Source organism: Paenibacillus sp. FSL P4-0338 (genome assembly GCF_038002365.1).
Taxonomy (GTDB): Bacteria; Bacillota; Bacilli; order Paenibacillales; family Paenibacillaceae; genus Paenibacillus_AQ.
In genome coordinates this window covers 437,437-457,177 of record NZ_JBBOCG010000001.1, presented here as the reverse complement: position 1 = coordinate 457,177, position 19,741 = coordinate 437,437, and the positions used below count along the sequence as shown (strand labels likewise).

The following is a 19,741-nucleotide window of genomic DNA, read 5'->3' as shown; positions in this document are numbered from 1 at the left end:
TCCAGCATGTTACCGGATAACGCAACGGCAGGCTTAACCCTCAGGTCCGTCCTTATCCTATGTAACTTATATAACTGACCAGCAGCGCTACACCACCGCCTATTATAGAACTTACAGCATTTACAGTATCATTGTCCATCCAGCGCCAGCCCCGGGCGTATACCGTAGGCTTCCCGCAGTGCTTAGAGGCTTCGACCTCGCGGCCGCAGACCGTGCAGCGGTTCATCCGTTGCACAGTAGCACCCAAGAGCGAGTCGGCAAAAGCTCCCGCAAGCCCGCCCAGGAGTCCGGCCAGCACCAGCAGCCAGAAGGCATGGGGCGTCATGCCGGAGGCCGCCCGCAGCACCCAGGAGGCTGCGCCGATGAGCGCCCCTCCCGCCGCTGCAGCCAGCGTCCCGGGCAGGGATACGCCGCCGGAGGTGCCTGCCTGGAGCACCTTACCGGTCAGCACCGACCGGGGAGGCTTCCGGGCCAGCGTGCCGATCTCTGTCGCCCATGTATCCGAGGTCACGGTAGCCATCACCCCGATGAATAGGAAGCTCCAGAGCTCCAGCGGATAGATCGCGTTCAGTAGAACGGCCAGCATTCCGAGTCCGCCGTTGGCGAAGACCTGGCCCGCGTCGCGGCGTCCGGTTTTATCATACGTGGCCTCCAGCTCTGCCTTATTCTCATGATGCAGCTTCGACAGCAGCGTGGAGGAGATGAAGAACACGAGCAGGATACCGAACCAGAACAGATTCCCTGCACCGAAATAGATCGTCCCCATCACCACTGCCGCCACCATCCCTGAGAAGCTAAGCGACTGCTTCCAGTAGGCGGCCCCGGCAACCAGCAGCGCACCGCAGGCCCCGATCAGCCATTGCAGTAGTTCAAGTCCTGAGAACATCGCCTTAACCGATCAGGCAGGTGCCCATGAGGCGCTCGCCCCAGAACAGCTCGAACGAATCGCCCGCCACTACCGGACCTACCCCGGCGGGGGTTCCGGTGAAGATAATATCATCTTTGCCCAGACCGTAGCGGGCGGCGATGAAGTCAACGATTTTTTGCAGGGAAAAAATCATGTTCTTCACGTTCCCGCGCTGAACCTCAATTCCGTTCTTGCGGACGGTGAAGTCAGTGGCCTCCAGTTCCTCTTCCTCGGGCAATGCCATGTAAGGGGTCAGCGGAGCCGCGTTCTTGAAGCCCTTGGCAGCAGTCCACGGCAGACCCTTGCGCTGCAGATCATTATGCACATCACGGAGCGTGAAATCGAGGCCCAGCGCCATCACATCCACCAGCTCCTGCACACTCATCCCCGGCACGTAATCACGTGCAATTCGCAGCACCAGCTCACCCTCATAATGAATCAGTCCGGCGTCCTTGGGCAGATGGATGATCGCTTTATCCAGGGCCACAGCAGCATGAGACGGCTTCAGGAAGATCAGCGGCTCAGCAGGCACCTTGTTGCCCAGCTCCTCCGCATGTAATTGATAGTTACGTCCTACACAGTATACATTATTGATCGCACTGCTCATTGTTCCTTCAGCTCTCTTCCTCTATGAATTGGTGTGCTTACAGCTGCCTGATCAAGCCTTCAAAAAGAGTTCGCCCCAAATATCCGGACGGTTGGTACAGATCATAATATCGGAATGAATCTCCGACAGACGGCGCATTTCCTTGCCCTTGTTCAAGGTCCAGGCCATCACCTGCACCCCGCGTTCAATCAGGGATTTGGCCAGAACCGGGCTAAGCCGGTCGAAGCTTATAGATAAGAAGGAACAGCCCAGCTCATCTAGCTTACCCCCAGGATCACCGGATCTGGAGTCATAGATAAGCCCCGTATGAAACCTCGCGTCCAATTCCTTGATCCGCCGCAATACACTGGCATCGAACGAGGTCAGCACCACTTCCTCGCGCATTCCTCTGGCATTCACCAGATCAATGACCGCCTGTGCAAGACCGGGATACATCTCCCCCACCGTCTTCAGTTCAATATTCAGCCGCAGCCGGCCTGACGCCAGAGCAAGCACCTCTTCCAGTGAAGGCACCCGCTCTCCGCGAAAAGCACGCCCCCTCCAGCCCCCCGCATCCAGCCGCCGCATGTGTTCATACTCCATATTCTTCACCTTGCCGTGTCCGTTGGTCGTGCGGTCCAGGGAATAATCATGGATGACTACAGGCACCCCGTCCTTCGTCAGCTGCACATCAATCTCTATCCAGCGTACATAAGGCAACGCAATCGCCATCCGTACGGCAGCCAGTGTATTCTCAGGCGCTTTACCGGAAAAACCGCGGTGGGCTACACACATATTCTTCATCATTATAAGCACCTCCGGCTATTTCACCGCTTGGGTCACAGTGCCGTCATTGCGGACCTTGATCAGGCCGGAAGAAATAGACTGTATTCTGTGCAGCAGTAGCTGCCCGTCGGCATCATTCATCGGCACCGGCTGCGCCAGCTCGGCATCCATCGGCTTCAGCTTAAGAGCGCATTGCCCCTGCTTGCTGCATTCCGCCTGGAATACCGCCGTCTCCCAAGTAGCCGGGATAGAACCGCGTGTGAAAATAAAGTTGCCTGTGCTGTAGGCGATCCATTTGCCTTTATATGGTTCAATTCCCTGTAGCACATGCGGATGGCCGCCCATCACAAGATCCGCTCCGGCATCAATGAAGCTATGCCCGAGCACCTGCTGGGTCTTGTCATACTGCTCCATCCGCTCCCGTCCCCAATGGACGACGACAACGACGACATCGGCCTTTTGCTTGGCTGCGGTAATCGCCTTGAGCGCTTCCGCACTGTCATACACCGAGGCAAGGCCAGGCTTGCCCGCTTCCGCCTTCCATTCAATCACCGGCATCACCCGTGTGAAGCCCAGCAGGGCAATCTTAATTCCATTACGCTCAAAATACTGTGCCGAATAGGCCTCCTGGCTATTCCGCCCTGCCCCCACGTGAGGGATTCCGCGTTCGCCCAGATGCTTCAGGGTGTCCAGCAGACCTTCCTCCCCCTGATCCAGCGTGTGGTTGTTAGCCAGATTGACGGCATCCACACCGGCGGCCTTGAGCGCATCCAGTGCTTTCGGCGGGCCCTTGAATACAAACTGCTTGTTCTTGGCCCCGACCCCGCGTGCAGTAATCGGAGTTTCCAGATTGACTACCGTGAGGTCATCCTTCTTGAACATTCCATCCAGCGCGCTGTAGGAATAATCGTAGCCCTTCTGCTCCAGCAGCGCGCCTGCTTTTCCGCTGAAGATGATATCTCCGGCAAAGCTCAGCTTCACCGTCCCGCCGGAGGTGTTCTCCGGCAAGCCTGCGACCCGCCCGCTGCTGCTTCCCGTTGTGGCCTTCGGCGCATCCGTAGGGGTTGCCTGATCCGCTGGTCTAGGGGTAGGAGCTGCCGTAATGGTTGCCGCCGTAGCCGTAGGTTCTGGAGAAGCCTCCGGTGTCTCCTCCGGAGCAAGTCCAGCAGTAGCTGTAGCCACTGTCCCAGGCGGTTCCTCTGTAGGGACGGCTTCCGTAGGGGCAGCCGCCGTTGCTGCTTCTTCCGGCGAAGGCGAGGTAACGAGCGCCGCTGGCGGAGCAGCAGAGCCCTGCGGGTCCTTGTCGTCCATGAATGAATAAGCGAGCGCAGCGGTAATCATCAGCAGCAACGCCACATTGACCCAAGCCCATATCCTTCTGCGCCGCCGCCTGCTATGTTGTCTCTTGCCTTGTCTATTGCCTGATCTCGGCGGATACATGAGTGCAAGTAATCTCCTTTACCCTTAAAGTGTTTCTATTATAGCATATCTATCAGCTGCCGCTCCAAGCCGGGAACGGAGCCATTTACTAAATAACCCAGCAAAAGTGGGGATTTAGCTTAGATGATGACTCAGGTACTTTGCGGGGGCCTCATATCTAAAAACGGTGGAGCGCCACTGCTCCGCTCCACCGCTTCTTTTTAGATTGTAGCTCCCGCCGGCTCCGGCAGCTTCGGGAGGCTGGCTGCGGCAGTCTCAGCCGTAAGCTTCGCCTGCTTGATGCAGTCCGGCATCCCGATGCCGTCATAGCCTGCACCAAAGGCGTAGACGCCGGGCAGCTTCTGCGCCAGCTCGCTGCGCAGGCCGGCAATCCGGCCGGGATGGCCGACCGGATACTGCGGCATGGACGACCTCAGCCGGGTGATCTCTGTGAACAGCGGTGCTGCGGTGATCCCCATGATTTCCTTCAAATCCTTGCGGACCAGCTCCGCCAGCGCTTCATCCGGCAGCTCCACATTCTGTTCATCCCCAGACCGTCCCACGTAACAACGCAGCAGGACCTTATCATCAGGGCTGGTATGCAGCCATTTGGTAGAGGTCCAGGTGCAGGCGGTAATGTTCCGCCCTTCCTTACGCGGAACAAGGAAGCCCGATCCGTCGTATTCGGTAACGATATCTTGCCGGGTGAACGCCAGAACAACATTAGCTACCGATACATAGTTCACTGCATCCAGCGCCGACACATCCACATGGGGACGCAGCAGCTCTGCGGCTGCGAAGTTCTGCACCGTAACATAGATGTCGTCTGCTTCCAGCAGCTCACCGCTCTCAAGCTCCACCTCATAACGGGAAGTGCCGGAAGAACCGGCACCTCCCAATACACGGATGAATTTCGCTCCTGTCCCCGTAATTTGCCGCACATCCTGCAGCTCATGGATGAGCGTGTGCACGAGACTTTGCAGCCCTTGACGGAAGGTGAGGAAGGCGCTTTTCTTCGTCCCGGTATGGGTCTCCACCGGCTTCCTGCCGGTCGTCATTCCACGGATCAGGCTGCCGTACTGGCGCTCGACCTCACCGAACTGCGGAAAGGTCGCCTGAAGGCTGATCTTGCGCATATCGCCTGCATAGATTCCTGCCAGCAGCGGCTCCGTCATATTCTCCAGCACCTCTGTACCCAGACGGCGCTCAATCAGATCGCCAAGCGACTCATCCTCAGCGCTGCGGCGGGGCGGGAGTACGAAATCCATCATCGCCCGCATTTTGCCGCCGAAGGAGACCAGTCCGCTCTTCAGGAAGGGCTTCAGCTCTGTCGGAATGCCCAGCACAAGACCGGCAGGCATCGGATGAAGCTTGCCCCGCTGCAGGATGTAGGTCTTCTTGGCGTTCGGATTGGTGCTTACCAGTTCGTGGTCCAACTCCAGCTCCCTGGCCAGATCGACCATAGCTGTCTTGCGGGCCAGGAAGGAATCCGGTCCCTTCTCAATCACGAAGCCGTCACGGTGCAACGTTTCGATTTTGCCGCCAAGGACCTTGTCCTTCTCGATTAAGGTAATCTGCGGCTCTACTGCCGCCTCACGGTAGAACTTGCGGATATAGAACGCGGCGCTGAGGCCGCTGAGGCCTCCGCCGATGATGACCACCTTGCGCGGTGAATCTGTCATGACAGATTCACCTTCAACTGGTTCGCCTTCGTACGCACCACATCGCTGAGCACCGCCATATAAGCCGGATCACTGTTCAGCGAGTCAATCCGCAGAAGACGCATATCCAGCTCGGAGGCAAGCTGCTGCGCTTCAATATCCAGATCGTACAGCACCTCCAGATGGTCGGACACGAAGCCGATCGGGGCTGACAGCACGTATTTTACCTGACTCTCGGCCAGCTCACGCAGTGTATCAAGAATATCCGGTCCCAGCCAAGGCTCCGCTGTCCGGCCCGCACTCTGCCAAGTGAACTGCCAGGATTCAACCCCTGCCTGTGCAGCAATCGCCTTAGAGGTCTCCAGCAGCTGGTCACGGTACGGATCGCCCATCGCCAGAATACGTTCAGGAAGACTATGTGCACTGAACAGCACGCGCACTTCTTCCCGCGACGCGCCCGTTTCTTCGAACTCGTCCAGCTTGGCAGTCACTCTCCGGCTTAGTACATCGATCAGCTCGGGGTGCATATGGTAGCTCTCAACGAACTCCATTTGAATACCGCAGGCTTCGGCTTTTTCCTTGGCGCGCTTGATATAGGTTCCTACACTCATCACAGAGTAATGCGGAGCCAGCACGATGCCTATCGCCTGGGTAATTCCGTCCCGGACCATTGCCTCGACACCATCCTCGATGAACGGTCTGGCATGCTTCAGCCCCTGGTAGCAGACATACTGGATCTGCCCGCTGTTCAGCTTGGCCTGCAAGGCTTCCACCTGACGGTCGGTATTCTCTCTAAGCGGAAAAACCCCGCCGACAATCGCCTTATAGCGGTCTGTCAATTCTTTGAGCTGCTCAGCAGAAGGAGCGTTCCCCCGGCGGATATGCGTATAATAAGCCTCTACATCCTCAAGACTCTCAGGCGTGCCGTACGACATCACGAGTACTCCAATTTTGTTGGCCACGGTTTCCATCCCCTTTTTACGAATAATTAACGTCCTATACAGCAAAGAGAGCAGCAAAGGCTGCTGCCATCTTGATGCTATTTATTCAGCTATGCCAGCGGCGGTGCCGCCTGTTTCATTGCTGCTGCTGAATACTCATGCACGTAATCCGTTAATTCCTTGAGCGTATCGAGTGAAGCTTCAGGGAACAATCCATGTCCCAGGTTAAAAATATATCCCTGCTGCGTGATGCCTTCATCAATCAGTTCCTTGGCCCGGGCTTTGAGCAACTCCATCGGAGCGGTCAGCAGGTATGGATCAAGATTGCCTTGAACCGCATAGCCTCCGCCCAGTCTGCGTCGTCCTTCGGTGATGCTTACCCGCCAGTCCAGTCCGATCACATCGGCCTGCAGCTTGGTCAAGCTGGGGAGCAGCTCCCCTGAGCTAACACCGGGGAAGTAAATCTTCGGAACCTCCAGATCGGATAATTCAGCAAAAATCCGGGTGATCGTCGGCAGCACATACTGCTCGAAATCACGCGGAGCCAGCGCCCCGACCCAGCTGTCGAACAGCTGAAACGCCTTCCCGCCGCTGGCGACATGGGCGCGCAGATAGGCGATAACCATATCGCCCAGCTTCTCCATCAGCTTCTCCCACACCTGAGGCTGGCTGAACATCAGCTCCTTGGTGCGGTGATAAGTCTTGGACGGTCTGCCTTCGATCAAATAACTGGCGATGGTGAACGGCGCTCCGGCAAAGGTAATCAGCGGAACGTCCAGCTCCTTGTCCAGTATAGCGATGGTCTCCAGAATATGGCCCAGATCGCCTTCCACATCAATCGGCTTCAGCCTGTCCACATCGCTTGCAGAGCGGATCGGATTCTCGATAACCGGCCCGATGTTCTTCACAATGTCAAAATCTACACCGAGGGAGGCCACAGGATTCATGATGTCAGAATACAGAATCGCTGCGTCCACGCCCAGCTTGCGCACAGGCATCAGGGTCACCTCAGCCGCAAGCTCGGGCTGCCTGCAGATCTCAAGCAACGAATATTTCTCCTTGATTGTACGGTAGTCGGGATCATACCGGCCAGCCTGCCGCATGTACCATACCGGGGTGTACTCCGTGTTCTGCTGTCTGCAGGCACGGATAAAAGTGTCGTTGTAGGTCATGATAAGATCTCCATTAGATTTGATAGAATACTGTGATTAAACACATATCATTATTATGCCCCTTTTGTAAGCGGCTAACAACTCCCGGGCGCTGCAGGGAATGACAATCCAATGACATAACTATGACGAGTGTTGCATTAACCTGCTGAAAAAATGTGATATACTGATATAATGTCGTCTTTTCGTGATTGTTGTTGCAAGAAATTTCAGAAAGGAAGTGAAAGCACTTTGAAGAATTGGGAGACCTGGAAAATCAACCTCATGGTGCTTTGGTTTGGCCAATTCCTGGTAAATGCCGGAATGACAATGATTACCCCGTTTTTATCTCTTTATCTCGCCAAAGATTTGGGGGTGACCGGTGACCGGGAGATCGGGATGTGGGCCGGGCTTATTTTTGCCGCCAACTTCCTGACCTCGTTCATCTTTCAGCCGCTCTGGGGGAAGCTCGCCGACAAATACGGACGCAAAATAATGCTCCTGCGCTCCAGCTTCGGCATGGCGATTGTTATTGTCCTGATGGGCTTTGCCCAGTCCCCGATGCAGCTGCTGCTGCTCCGCCTGCTGAACGGAACCATCTCCGGCTTCAATCCCGCCTCTGTCGCGCTGGTCTCAGGCACCACACCGAAACCGAAGATGGGCTTCGCGATGGGCCTTATGCAGTCGGGCGCGGTAGCCGGAACGATTCTCGGGCCGCTGATGGGCGGCTTACTGGCGGACTGGATCGGGTTCCGCCCGATTTTCTATGTGGTTGGTGCGCTTCTGTTCATTGCTTCACTGCTGGCGTTATTCCTGGTCAAAGAGAAATTCGACCGCGTAGAAGCAGCACAGGTGCCTCAAGTATCCGTGCTGGAAGGCTTGAAGGAACTGGCGAAGGTGCCGCAGCTTCCCGCCCTGTTCGGCGTGACCTTCCTGCTGCAGTTCGCCATGGTCAGCCCAATGTCGCTGCTGCCGCTCTATGTAGAGAAGCTGCACGGCTCCGCTGTGAATATCGCTTTCTGGGCAGGTATGGTCAGCGCCGTCACCGGTATCTCGAATATGCTCGCTTCACCGCTGCTCGGCAAGCTCAGCGACAAGGTGGGAGCGCACCGCATACTGACCTTTGCGCTGATCGGCGCTGCTCTATTCCTGATTCCGCAAGCGTTCGTGACCAGCGTCTGGCAGCTGATTCTCGTCCGCTTCCTGATGGGCGTCTTCATGGGCGGGCTGCTGCCGAGCGTCAATGCCCTGATCCGCTCCTATACGCCTGACGGCAAGGAGAGCCGGGCGTTTGGCTTCAACAGCAGTACACTCGCGCTCGGCAATATGCTCGGTGCGGTGATCGGCGGATTCCTGTCCGGTTATATCGGAATTGAAGGCCTGTTCATTGTCTCCGGCGCCTTCCTGCTGATCAATACGGTTTGGGTCCGAATCAAGCTGTACAAGAAGACTGAACCCCGGCTATTCCGTTAACAGGCTGGTGTGTCACAAGCTATTTCACCATCGCCAGCGCCAGGCCGTCATAGGCAGGCAGCAGCGTGCTGGTCAGGCGGGGATCGCCCGCAATCATCTCATTGAAGCGGCGCATGGCCTGGACGGCCGGTCCGTTCTTCTCCGTATTGAGCGTGCGGCCGCGCAGAAAAATATTGTCCCCGGCAATAATCGCCCCCGGCGAAGCAAGCCGGATCGCATATTCCAGATAATTCGGATAGTTCTCCTTATCGGCATCGATGAAGAAGAAATCGTACCTGTGCCCATGTGCTTCGAGCAGCTTCAGGCTGTCCAGTGCAGGGCCGATCCGGTATTCCACCCGGTCCCCGAAGCCCGCCTGCTGCAGATGGCTCTGTGCCAGCTCTGCATAGTCGGCCTTAAGCTCCAGAGAGGTCAGACGGCCTTCCTGCGCCAATCCCCGGCACAGACAGATTCCGCTGTAACCGCCAAGCGCTCCGATCTCCAGCAGGTTAGCTGAGCGGGAGAGGGTCACCAGCATCGTCAGCAATCTGCCGTAGCCCGGGGCAATCGACACCTCCGGCATGCCGCCCGCCGCGATGGCTGCTTTGACTTGGAGCAATAATTCATCTTCTGTATATAGCTGTTCGCTGTACTCTTCCTGATTCTGCATATGTATTCTCCTCTTGAATGGGTGTGTGCGCCTGCGGACAGGCATTGTGCAGAACTCTTCCTTACCCTATACTGTAAGCTGAACGTTCTACAGGTTCAGATGACAAACCAGTTACTCTTATTGTACTGGCTATACGTATTTATCCACAAGTTAAACGGAGTTGAGCGCACTTGGGCAAATTACAATTGATCGCCACCGCCCCCATGGGGCTGGAGGCTGTAGTAGCACGCGAATTAAACGAGCTGGGTTATGAGACCACGATCGAGAACGGACGGGTCCTGTTCAGCGGGGATTACATCGACATCTGCCGCTGCAATCTGTGGCTGCGTACCTCGGACCGTGTACTGGTTAAGATGGGCCAGTTCCCGGCCCGGACCTTCGATGAGCTGTTCGAAGGAGTCAAGGCGATAAATTGGGAGGACTGGATTCCCGAGAACGGCGAATTCCCGGTAGAGGGCCGCTCGCATAAATCTCAGCTGACCAGCGTACCTGCCTGCCAAGGGATCGTTAAGAAAGCCATTGTTGAGAAGCTGAAGCTGTCGTACCACACCGAATGGTTCCCGGAAAACGGACCCCGGTATGTGGTAGAAGTGATCCTGCTGAATGATATCGCGCTGATCACCCTTGATACCACCGGACCGGCCCTGCACAAGCGCGGCTACCGCCGCCAGGCTACGGAAGCGCCGCTGAAGGAGACGATGGCTGCGGCTCTGATCCAGCTCAGCCGCTGGAACGGCCATCGTCCGCTCTATGATCCTTGCTGCGGATCAGGTACAATTCTGATCGAAGCCGCGATGATCGCCTGGAACATCGCGCCAGGCCTGCGCCGCTCCTTCCCGTCCGAGCACTGGCCGGAGATTCCCCGGCGCCTATGGGAAGAAGCCCGCGAAGAAGCCTTCGATGCGGTGCGTGACGATTACCCGCTGCAGCTGACCGGAACGGATATCGATCCGGCAGCGATTGAGATCGCCGAAGCGGCGGCGAAGAGCGCCGGACTCTCCGGTGAGATTACCTTCAAGCATATGGCCGCTGCGAAGGCCCGGCCGGAAGGCGAATACGGCTGCATCATCACCAATCCGCCTTACGGTGAGCGGATCAGCAATGACAAGGAAGTGGAGAAGCTGACCCGCCAGTTCGGCGAGATGATGCTCTATCTGCCCACCTGGTCCTTCTTCGCCATCAGCCCGTACAAGGAGTTCGAGCAATACTACGGCCGCAAGGCGGACAAGCGCCGCAAGCTCTACAACGGCCGGATCGAATGCCAATACTATCAATACCTGGGGCCGCTGCCTCCACGGAAATAGGACGAGCGGAGGTATTGGAATAGCAACGTAGGCTGAGATTTCCGATTGCATCTGCCTGCTGGAGCAAAGTTTAAAACTAACTTACCCTCAACAAGCCTTAAGTCCCGCAGACGATTATACTGCGGACTTAAGGCTTGTTTGGGTTGGGTGCAGGATTGCGGATTGTTGCTCAAAATGCATAATCCCCCAGTTAAAGAGGTAGCGGTGAGACCGATTGTTGCATATTTTGCAGAATTTTTGCCGAAATGACGCCGCAGTAACTTAGAATGTTGCATTTTAGACAGGATTTCAGCTAAAAGCTTCTTTGAAGAGTACAATTGTTGCATATTATGCAGGAATACAGCAAGCCGGGGCAGGTGACGGACAGCAGCAGAATAGCGGAAGGTTCGACAACGCCGGTGCCTGGAAGCCGTAGAGGTACCCGAAGGCCCAAGTGTAGATGATCGCATGGGATGGTAAGCGAAGTTGATGAGCGGAGTTTGGCGGGAGCATATCACGACACGACAGCGCATCGCTGGTAAGCAATTGGACAAAATCCACCTATTACTCTAATCATCGTCAGCTACTCTAACATCCTTCTTTCTCAGAATCATCCTCCGGGTGTCCGGGGCCTTCAAAAAAAAATAAACAACCCCCGCAAATCACGCGGGGGCTGCACGATGCTGCAGGCGCAGCAGATCTGAATTACTTCTTTTCCGCCGGCCGTTTGACGAAGGCTTCCGCTTTGGCCAGCACCTCGTCTTCCGTCGGTCCGCTGATGTAGCGGCCGTTAATGTAGACGAACGGGCGTTTCCCGCACGGTCCGCAGTAGGAGATGCAGCCTGTCTTGATCTCGGCATCCGGTGCCATCTTCAGCAGCTTGGGCACGATGCTTTTCATTTTGATATGATTGCACTCGTCACATAATCTTATATCGTTAGCCATGAAGCAACCCTTCTTTATGTCCGTAAAATACGGGCGGATCAATTAGTGATCGCCATGATTTCCTTTAGACGGATTAGTAATCACAAAGCCTTCTTCCGGCAAGTAGAGATAATCAATCTTCACACCGTCCAGCAGCGGCTGGTTCGGATCAAGAATAACATCGATATCCTTGTCGGTGGAGACCACTACATCGTTCTCCTTGGGCGTGTCCAGATCCAGTCCATAGTGGGCATGGTCGCCATGGGCATGTGTAATCGCTACACGAAGTTTAAGCTCGCTGTTGCCTTCAAGTTCCATGGTCTTCTTTATCACTTTAGCCGCGTTGCGGGTAATTTTGACGTTCATTCGATTCCATCTCCCAGGCCTCTATATTTTAAATACTCAATAATTCATTTTAAGGAATATGGGAGGATAAAGCAACCATTAGGAGATGGACATCCACAGTTAAAGGTGCAATCGTCGCTAAAATGTCATCTTCCGCTGTGCAGCGCCGCGTATTTACGGTCCATCCGCGAGACGAACCAGCCCATCAGCAGCATCGTTACGCCAATATCGTCAATTGGTACAAACGGCATGAAATCGGGCAGCACCCAGTACAGCAGTGCCGGAATAGTGAACAGCAGCTTGTCAGCCATAGCCACATTAGGCGAAACGATATAATGCCAGGAGCTGCGGAATATATGAGACCATTGTTTGAGCGACAACAGTTTTCTGAATTTCATGAGTTATGCCTCCTTTAGAAAAGGGCACCGCCGCTAATCACCTGTAAAAGGATTGCGGCTGTGCCCTTTGCTGTTATCTTACGCGAATGCGCAGGATTCGTTTCACTTTTAAGTAAAATTTAATCGAATCCTCCCGAACCATACCCTATGTTTACTCCGTCACCTTAATATCGTCGATCCGTGCGGTGCTGGAATGCATCCGCAGACCGATCTTCCCTCCGGCCGGCTGTGCCGCCGTATCCGTCCACTGAAGCAGCTGGACACCTCCAGCGTAGGCGGTAACCGTGCTGCCGCTGACCGTTACCTTCAGCTCCGTCCACTGGCCGGGCGTAACGGAAGTAGTCGTGCTGCTGACCATGGTGAGCGTGCCGGCAGTTTTTTTGAACAGCTCCGCCTTGTCGCCTGAATCATTCAGCCGGAACATATAGTAATTGGAAGCGTCAGCATAACGGAACAGCAAGCCCACGTTGCCAAAAGCATTCAGCAGCTTGACTCTGGCCGAATAGGTGTAATTCCTCCAGGCAGCATCGCCTGTATAGGCAAGCGCTTCGCCTGTCCCGGAGTTCTGCGACAACGCCTTGGTCCCGTCATCGGCCACACTCCATGCTCCCCCGGAGGTAGTCCAGCCGGCGTAATCATTATCCTCGAAATCCTCCTGGAACAGCACCGCAGGCGGTGTAACCGTACCCTGGAATTCAAACGCCCCTACATCCGGCGCACCGTTATAGAGCGGATTCCCGAAGTAGTCGAGACCCCCATTGTCCAGCACAGCTATACCTGCATGGATCAGCGGAGAGGACGGGAGCAGCTTATAGCCGTCTGCCGAGTCGCGTCCGGTTGCGGTGCCGGGGCTGACGAGCCCGGGGTTGCCGGTGATCGAGTAAGGATCGCTTGGGACATTGGCATTCGCGCCGTAGAAGCTGTTATGGCTGTACGTCATTCTTGGACTGTTCGTGTATTGGCCTGCGGCTGTATTATAAAAAATATTATTCGTATAATTAACCATTCCCGTATTGCTCGCATGAGTCAGCGCCCGGTTCTGTGTACCGGAACGGTAGATGATATTGTTGTAGATTTGCAGGTTACCCCCGCCGCTCACCAGATGGAACGCCCCGTTGCCGTCCAGATCATCCTGACTTATGTTATAGCGGAAAATATTATTGTTCGTGTTATTCATAACGAGCAAAGTGCCGCCCTGATTATTATAGCTGTAATTGTACTGGTAGATGCTGTCATGCACTTCAACGTCGAAGTCCCAGGGCTGACCGTCCCCCTCCAGCATCCGGGTATCTGAGGCCTCATTGTACTGGAAGACCGCACCGGTTGTATAATAGGCCCACTGCGCCGCCACGACAGCGATATTGTCCAGATAGTTCACCACAGCCGTGTCAATATCACAGGCTTCGCCGATGGACTTCGTTTTGTTGTATTCGATCAGCGGGGATACCCCGGCTCTGACCAGGATGCCGTCCCGGTGGATTCGCTCCACGGTATTGCCCCGGATGACCACTCCCCGGAAGGCGTCGAACTTATGGGTCCAGGCACTATTCAGAAAAGCATCCGTCATCGTCTGAATCCCCGTATCCGCCACATTCGTAATGGTGTTATTCTCGATCAGGATGCCATCCCAGGTGCTCTCTGGTGCGGTACCCGCTCCGCGCGCATGAAAGTTAATGCCCCCTGTACGGCGGTCCGTGCCGAAAATATCATGAATATCGAGATTGCGGATGGTGATATGCCGGAAATCCCCGGCTCCTGAGCCTTCACCGACCACCAGCACTCCACTTCTGCGCATATCTGTGGCATGCTGCCCGCTCGTGATCTCCAGATTATTAATCTCCCAATAGGAGACATTGCGCAGCCGGACACCGAAGCCCTCCCCGCCCACCGCTGTGTTGCCGAAGTTGATCAACGGCTTGTCCCCGCTACCGTAGCGGTCCACGGTTATCGGATTCCCCTCCGTCCCGGAGCCATGCAGGTCCAGATACTGATCATTCCATACGCTGCCTGCCTTCAAAAGAATCCGGTCCCCCGGGCTGAAGGTCATGCTGTTCACCTTGCCCAGCGTCTTCCAGGCTGCCGTTTCTCCAGTGCCTGGGTTGGTGTCGCTGCCCTGGGCAGCATCGACGTAATAGGTGGTTCCAGCCGCGTTAGCCACCGGAGCTGACATGCCTGCAAGCAAACTGAACAGCAGCAAGCCAATTAGCCCCGGCATACAGAAACGGTATAGCCACCTGCGCGGCTTGCCTTGTGCCGGATTCATAGCTCCACTGCGATACCCTCTTGTTGTCATTCGGATCACGCTCCCGCAGAATATTTATAAAGCAGCTAAGGATTCCCCTAGCCATGCTCCCTGCTGCACCAGCTCCTTCTGCAGCTTAGCAAGATCCACGCTCCGGCTCTGCCCCTCCGCTCCGGCTGCCATCGCCGCCGCCATACCCGCCGCCTGGCCCATGGCGAAGCAGTTGGGCATCACCCGCAGGGAGCCTTGCACGACACGGTCCGAGGAGGCGGCGCGCCCCGCCACCCACACATTGTCCAGGCCCACCGGCAGCATGCAGCGGTAAGGGACACCGTGCGACTTCCCGGGCGGAAGATGGTGGATATGCATCGCCCCGCTGCTGCGGGCCATATGGATATCGATGAAGTAGCTGTTACGGGCAATATCATCCGGGAAGGAAGCCATATTCATGAAGTCCTCCTGGGTCAGCACGTAATCGCCGACAATCCGGCGCGTCTCGCGGATACCGATCTGTTCGCCGGTGGATACCAGATGGGCCTGTTCGAATCCGGGCACATAAGCCTTGAAGAATTCCAGCTGGCGGTGAACCAGCTGGCGTCCTTCTATGGCGCCCCGGGTCAGATCCTCTGCGCGGGAGCCGTCAATGCCGAACACGTGGCCGAAATTCACACCGACCAGATAATCGGCAATCCAAGCGAGGCCCGAGACGGAGTCCCGGCCCTGCGGCAGCTTCCCGTCCGCCTGCGCCTGCTGGACGGCTTGGTGAATCTGATCGGTGTCACCGCTTTCATTCCGGTATTCTTCAAAACGCTGCCGGTCCACATTCGCCAGCAGGTAGCACATGGTCGCGGCCTGAAGCTCGCCGGATTCTCCGCCCTTATGGAACGGTGCACCCGCCAGGGCGGCCAGATCGGCGTCGCCAGTCGTATCAATAACCGTTCGGGCGCGGACCAGACTCCGGCCTGACTTGTTGACGATCACCACGCCCTCAATGCTTCGGCCGGTCTCATCCATCACCGTCTGGCTAGCCACGGTATGGAGCAGCACCTCCGCTCCGCTCTCCGTAACCGCCTCATCGTAGACACGCTTCAACACCTCCGGGTCGATCGGCACCCAGTCCAGCTCCGCCCCGAAGCGCTCGCGGAACTCCGGCTCACATCCGGCCTTCATCCGGTCAAGCAGCTCCAGGCCGATGCCGCGTACCACGGCCTTCTCCCCGTCGCTGTAAGGGCAGAAGGCGGGTACAAGGGCAACCGTGCCCATGCCGCCCAGGAAGCCGCGCTGCTCAATCAACAGCGTCCGCGCCCCGCTGCGGGCAGCTGCTATTGCCGCTGCGACGCCCGCAGGCCCGCCGCCCGCAACCAGCACATCCACCTCACGGGATACCGTGATCTCCTCCGCAGGCAAGGTAAATACAGTTCTATTCATCGTTGTTCCTCCTTGAAGCTATACTTAGACTCCTCACCATTATAGTGAGACGGGGGCTGCAACAGCGTGCAGACTGATTGCCTGTTACGGTGGACAGTTTTGACTTATAGGGCTTCGTGCCGTTCTATTAGATCATGTATGAAGTTTCGTTCGATTACGGCTCTCTGCCGTCCTCCTCCGCCGGCCCGGCCTTATACTCGCTGGGATTCCGGCCGCTGTATTTCTTGAACACCTTGGAGAAATAAGCCCGGTCCGAGAAGCCGAGGGTGTAGGCGACATTCTCGACGGTCTCGTGCGGGCGGGCCAGCATGGTGATGGCCATATTCATTTTGTACTGGTTCACGTAATCAGTGAAGTTCACGCCGGACAGCTTCTTGAAATAGCGGGAGAAGTAGCTGGCATTCAGATGCAGATGCTCTGCCATATCGGTAGAGGTGACCATCCGGTCCACATGCTCCTCCAGATACTTATCCACCGCCTGAAGCCGGACATCCTTCTCCTCAGCAGCTGCGGGTGCCAGAGTATGCTGCCGCCACAGACTCCGCAGCTCCCGCTTGGTCAAGCTGGCAGCCTCCCCGATATGCACCGTCTGCTCCAGCTGCGTGAAGAAGTCCTCCTCGGCCAGCCCTCCGGCTTCGAAGGCCAGCTGGCGCACCAGATCCCCGCAGGTCTCCTTCACCAGCCGCGGCAGCAGCCGCTCCGCCATAGCCTGCTGTGTCCACTGATTCACGGCCAGATCAATCCAGGCGGCCTGTTGATCAAGAAGTGCCAAGGACAGCATGCCGCGTTCCTTTTCCCCGCGCCGTTCTAATGTCTGCCCGAAATCCGCATGCTCCTCAAGCAGAGATACAGGCGTCACTGACTGATAGAAGTTATTTTCACGGCAATCCGTCAGTGTCTTGTATAACACATCGAAGCTGCGGACCGGTGCGCAGGACTCCGAATAGAACCCCCGCAGGGTAATCTTCAGATACTGCTCCACCTTATCCTGTACCGCCTGCATGAATTCAGCCAGCTTGTTCTCTGTAAGGCGGGGGTCCGCCACATTCCAGACCAGATAAATATCGGCGTTCCGGCTCATAATCGGTGTAATGGAAGCCTCAGCAGCAGCAGACAGCTCCAGTGCAATATTGTTCACGGCTGAATGGATCAGCGGGATATCCTTGTACCGGTAACGCTCGGTGACAGATGCGGCATCCATATGAAGGAATCCATGACGCAGAAAGGGGTGCTTCCAGGAGATACCCAACCGTTCGCCGAACTCCAGCGTGTTCTCCTGGCCCGCTGCACCCGACAACAGCTGCTTCAGGAAGCTCTGCTTCAGCACTTCCTTATTGCGCTCAATCGCCTGGCGGAAAGAGTAGCGCTCCAGCAGTTCCTCCCGGGTCTTGAAGCGGCTCATCGCTTTGGCGAGACTGCTCTTAAGCTGCTCAGGCGACAGCTCATCCTTGATCAGATAATCATCGGCCTCCAATTGGATTGCCCGCTTCGAGTAATGGAAATCCTCATAGCAGGTCAGGAAAATCAGGCGCACCTCCGGCTTCGTGATCCTGAAGGCATCCGCCAGCTCCAGCCCGTCCATCCCCGGCAGGCCGATATCCACAATCACTATATCCGGCAGTGCTGTATGGAACTGCTCCAGCGCGTCTTCACTGCTAAACGCCGAAGCCACCAGCTTCAGATCCAGCCCCAAGGACCCGAGCAGATATTCCACATATTCCAGCATCGGGACATCATCGTCAATCAGCATCAGGGTCATCAAGGGGAACCGCCTCCTTCTCCCGGGTCACGGGGATATATAGGGTGAACGTCATGCCATCTTCGTCTTCTCTTGCCTGTGCGCTCAGCCGTGCGCGATATCCGTACAACACCTGTAGACGGCGTGCTGTGTTGACCAGCCCGACTCCTTTTTCCGGCCAGAGCGCCGGGTCTTCACTTCCTTGCAGACGCCGGTTCAGGCGCTGGAGCTTGTCCTCCGGCATTCCGCGGCCGTTATCGCTGATGCTGATCCGCAGCAGATCTGACTCGAACGCTGCTTCGAGCCGGATCGCCGGATGGTCCGGACGGGCGGAGAAGCCGTGGCTGATTGCATTCTCAACAATGGGCTGGAGCAGCAGCCGGGGCAGCATCACCGCACCTTCCTCCTCGCCTACCTCGCATTCCCAGGCGATATCCAGACGGTTGCGGATCTGCATCACCTGGACATAGCTGCCCAGCACCCTGCATTCCTCCGCCAGCTCCAGCGGCTTATCCACATGCACATACACCCGCAGCAGCTTCATCAGCGCATCGATCATGGCCCCGTGTCCAGGATCACCGCTTAAGAGCAGATCCACCTTGATCGAATTGAGCGTATTCAGCAGAAAATGGGGCCGGATCTGCGCCGCCAGCGCCTGAAGCTCAAGCCGCCTTTTCTCCTCCTGCTCACTCTCGACCTGCTGCAGCAGCCCGTTCATATCCTCCAGCATCTGATTGAAGGCCGCCGACAGCACCGCCACCTCATCCTTGCCCTTGACGGGTATCCGCACCGCGCGGTTGCCGCCGACATACTGCTTGACGCTGGCCCGCAGCAGGCTGATCGGCTTGTTCATATATCCGGCCCACAGCATAGACAGGACCAGAAACGCCAGGAAGAACAGTCCAATCAGCGAGATTGACACCAGAAACTCCCGGTTGATATGGCTGTCGATGGAGCTGCGGGGCGTCTTGCTGGTCAGCAGCCAACCCACCTTGGGAATACGGACCTCACTGACCAGCAGCGGGCCTTCATCCGCATTAGCCGCTTCTCCGGTGACAGCAATGCTCCGACCCTTCTGATCAATCAGCGTGAGCCTGCTCACCGCATTGCCCGTGTCCAGCAGGCTGCGGAAGTAATGGCTCGGAATGCCCACGTACAGCGTGGCCAGCTTGTCCTGATTCAGCGGGTCGGTAATGAAGCGTACAGCATAATAATAATCCGGTGCAGCGGGGGTGCCGCCGTAGGGGAACCATTGCAGCGACACTTTTTCCCGCTCATCCAGCCTGCTGCTCTCCTGAAGAAGAGTCTTCGGCAGCACAGAGAACACTGGAATATTCTGATTGCCGATCAGTATCCGGTTCTCCCGGTTGACCAGCATGATCTGCAGATCGGCATCCAGCGACTGCACCGACAGGATATTGGCCGTGGTCTTAAGCTTGTTGTAATGGGTATACACTCCGTAATTTCCGAAGTTCCCGGTATTTTTGAGATAACGCAGACTCTCCAGCACGGCCGGATCATATGCCTCAGAGAAATACACCGAGACAAACGAGATGCTGTCCACCGTTTTTTCCATTTGACTGCCGATGACCTTCAGGGTCTCCTCATTGGAACGCGTGATCTTCTCGCTCACATTCTCCCGCACAGAGGTATAGGACCAGAACGTAACGACAACAAAAGGCAGCAGGATCAGGATCAGGAACGTGTATTGCAGTCTGCGATGGAAGGAAAAACGGCTTAACCATTTCATAAGAATTCCACCCCGCACTGTAATGAAAGCTTCAACGTCCCTATTATAATCCAAAATCACTGC

General features: G+C 56.3%; 17 protein-coding genes. 2 read left to right on the top strand and 15 right to left on the bottom strand.

Translation table 11 applies throughout. The features are described from left to right. Positions 1-52: 52 nt before the first annotated feature. The 7 genes from MKZ07_RS01900 to hemE form a co-directional block, all read right to left on the bottom strand. Complete coding sequence (locus MKZ07_RS01900) at positions 53-865, bottom strand: DUF92 domain-containing protein (RefSeq protein ID WP_036702378.1); 813 nt, start codon at positions 863-865, stop codon at positions 53-55. 25 nt (positions 866-890) lie between these two features. Then, entirely contained in the window at positions 891-1,514 is a 624-nt protein-coding gene (locus tag MKZ07_RS01895; protein ID WP_036702237.1) for a fumarylacetoacetate hydrolase family protein, read from the bottom strand. 51 nt (positions 1,515-1,565) lie between these two features. Further along, positions 1,566-2,297: a glycerophosphodiester phosphodiesterase gene (locus MKZ07_RS01890; protein ID WP_036702380.1), complete on the bottom strand. Its 732-nt coding sequence runs from the start codon at positions 2,295-2,297 to the stop codon at positions 1,566-1,568. Positions 2,298-2,315: 18 nt separating this feature from the next. Next, the gene (locus tag MKZ07_RS01885) at positions 2,316-3,719 is read right to left on the bottom strand and encodes a CapA family protein (RefSeq protein ID WP_036702238.1); all 1,404 of its coding nucleotides are present in this window, start codon (positions 3,717-3,719) and stop codon (positions 2,316-2,318) included. A gap of 200 nt (positions 3,720-3,919) precedes the next feature. Then, a complete protein-coding gene (hemG, locus tag MKZ07_RS01880; RefSeq protein ID WP_036702240.1) occupies positions 3,920-5,380 on the bottom strand; it encodes a protoporphyrinogen oxidase in 1,461 nt (486 codons plus the stop codon). Further along, positions 5,377-6,321 (bottom strand): ferrochelatase, encoded by a 945-nt coding sequence (gene hemH, locus MKZ07_RS01875; protein WP_036702241.1) that lies wholly within the window; start codon positions 6,319-6,321, stop codon positions 5,377-5,379. The genes hemG and hemH overlap by 4 nt, the downstream gene beginning before the upstream one ends. An 89-nt stretch (positions 6,322-6,410) precedes the next feature. Further along, a complete protein-coding gene (gene hemE / locus MKZ07_RS01870; protein ID WP_036702243.1) occupies positions 6,411-7,472 on the bottom strand; it encodes a uroporphyrinogen decarboxylase in 1,062 nt (353 codons plus the stop codon). Between the two features lie 228 nt (positions 7,473-7,700). Between hemE and MKZ07_RS01865 the strand changes: the two genes are divergently transcribed. After that, the gene (locus tag MKZ07_RS01865) at positions 7,701-8,921 is read left to right on the top strand and encodes an MFS transporter (protein WP_036702244.1); all 1,221 of its coding nucleotides are present in this window, start codon (positions 7,701-7,703) and stop codon (positions 8,919-8,921) included. Positions 8,922-8,940: 19 nt separating this feature from the next. Here MKZ07_RS01865 and MKZ07_RS01860 read toward each other — a convergent pair whose 3' ends face one another. Continuing rightward, positions 8,941-9,570: an O-methyltransferase gene (locus tag MKZ07_RS01860; RefSeq protein ID WP_036702246.1), complete on the bottom strand. Its 630-nt coding sequence runs from the start codon at positions 9,568-9,570 to the stop codon at positions 8,941-8,943. Between the two features lie 170 nt (positions 9,571-9,740). Between MKZ07_RS01860 and MKZ07_RS01855 the strand changes: the two genes are divergently transcribed. Continuing rightward, positions 9,741-10,874 (top strand): THUMP domain-containing class I SAM-dependent RNA methyltransferase, encoded by a 1,134-nt coding sequence (locus tag MKZ07_RS01855; protein WP_036702248.1) that lies wholly within the window; start codon positions 9,741-9,743, stop codon positions 10,872-10,874. A 684-nt stretch (positions 10,875-11,558) separates the two neighbouring features. On the opposite strand, the gene MKZ07_RS01850 is transcribed toward MKZ07_RS01855, so the two are convergent. The 7 genes from MKZ07_RS01850 to MKZ07_RS01820 all read right to left on the bottom strand — a co-directional run bounded on the left by MKZ07_RS01850 (position 11,559) and on the right by MKZ07_RS01820 (position 19,678). Then, positions 11,559-11,798, bottom strand: coding sequence for a DUF1450 domain-containing protein (locus MKZ07_RS01850; RefSeq protein WP_036702250.1), 240 nt, complete (start codon positions 11,796-11,798; stop codon positions 11,559-11,561). A 42-nt stretch (positions 11,799-11,840) separates the two neighbouring features. Next, positions 11,841-12,143 (bottom strand): HesB/IscA family protein, encoded by a 303-nt coding sequence (locus MKZ07_RS01845; protein WP_036702251.1) that lies wholly within the window; start codon positions 12,141-12,143, stop codon positions 11,841-11,843. 125 nt (positions 12,144-12,268) lie between these two features. Beyond that, positions 12,269-12,520, bottom strand: a complete 252-nt coding sequence (locus MKZ07_RS01840) for a hypothetical protein (protein WP_036702253.1) — start codon at positions 12,518-12,520, stop codon at positions 12,269-12,271. A gap of 151 nt (positions 12,521-12,671) precedes the next feature. Beyond that, positions 12,672-14,813, bottom strand: a complete 2,142-nt coding sequence (locus MKZ07_RS01835; protein ID WP_341024165.1) for a family 16 glycoside hydrolase — start codon at positions 14,811-14,813, stop codon at positions 12,672-12,674. 24 nt (positions 14,814-14,837) lie between these two features. Then, positions 14,838-16,190: an FAD-dependent oxidoreductase gene (locus MKZ07_RS01830; RefSeq protein ID WP_036702257.1), complete on the bottom strand. Its 1,353-nt coding sequence runs from the start codon at positions 16,188-16,190 to the stop codon at positions 14,838-14,840. A 154-nt stretch (positions 16,191-16,344) separates the two neighbouring features. Beyond that, complete coding sequence (locus tag MKZ07_RS01825) at positions 16,345-17,949, bottom strand: helix-turn-helix domain-containing protein (RefSeq protein ID WP_036702259.1); 1,605 nt, start codon at positions 17,947-17,949, stop codon at positions 16,345-16,347. Beyond that, positions 17,930-19,678, bottom strand: coding sequence for a sensor histidine kinase (locus MKZ07_RS01820; protein ID WP_036702261.1), 1,749 nt, complete (start codon positions 19,676-19,678; stop codon positions 17,930-17,932). Before MKZ07_RS01820 ends, MKZ07_RS01825 begins: the two co-directional genes overlap by 20 nt. Positions 19,679-19,741: the final 63 nt, after the last annotated feature.

Bases quoted from the DNA above. Each gene is read 5' to 3' on its own strand.
- MKZ07_RS01845 (WP_036702251.1), bottom strand. From the start codon at position 12,143: ATGAACGTCAAAATTACCCGCAACGCGGCTAAAGTGATAAAGAAGACC.
- MKZ07_RS01830 (WP_036702257.1), bottom strand. From the start codon at position 16,190: ATGAATAGAACTGTATTTACCTTGCCTGCGGAGGAGATCACGGTATCC.
- MKZ07_RS01885 (WP_036702238.1), bottom strand. From the start codon at position 3,719: ATGTATCCGCCGAGATCAGGCAATAGACAAGGCAAGAGACAACATAGC.
- MKZ07_RS01895 (WP_036702237.1), bottom strand. From the start codon at position 1,514: ATGAGCAGTGCGATCAATAATGTATACTGTGTAGGACGTAACTATCAA.
- MKZ07_RS01825 (WP_036702259.1), bottom strand. From the start codon at position 17,949: ATGACCCTGATGCTGATTGACGATGATGTCCCGATGCTGGAATATGTG.
- MKZ07_RS01860 (WP_036702246.1), bottom strand. From the start codon at position 9,570: ATGCAGAATCAGGAAGAGTACAGCGAACAGCTATATACAGAAGATGAA.
- MKZ07_RS01850 (WP_036702250.1), bottom strand. From the start codon at position 11,798: ATGGCTAACGATATAAGATTATGTGACGAGTGCAATCATATCAAAATG.
- MKZ07_RS01890 (WP_036702380.1), bottom strand. From the start codon at position 2,297: ATGAAGAATATGTGTGTAGCCCACCGCGGTTTTTCCGGTAAAGCGCCT.
- MKZ07_RS01820 (WP_036702261.1), bottom strand. From the start codon at position 19,678: ATGAAATGGTTAAGCCGTTTTTCCTTCCATCGCAGACTGCAATACACG.
- MKZ07_RS01835 (WP_341024165.1), bottom strand. From the start codon at position 14,813: ATGACAACAAGAGGGTATCGCAGTGGAGCTATGAATCCGGCACAAGGC.
- hemE (WP_036702243.1), bottom strand. From the start codon at position 7,472: ATGACCTACAACGACACTTTTATCCGTGCCTGCAGACAGCAGAACACG.
- MKZ07_RS01840 (WP_036702253.1), bottom strand. From the start codon at position 12,520: ATGAAATTCAGAAAACTGTTGTCGCTCAAACAATGGTCTCATATATTC.
- hemG (WP_036702240.1), bottom strand. From the start codon at position 5,380: ATGACAGATTCACCGCGCAAGGTGGTCATCATCGGCGGAGGCCTCAGC.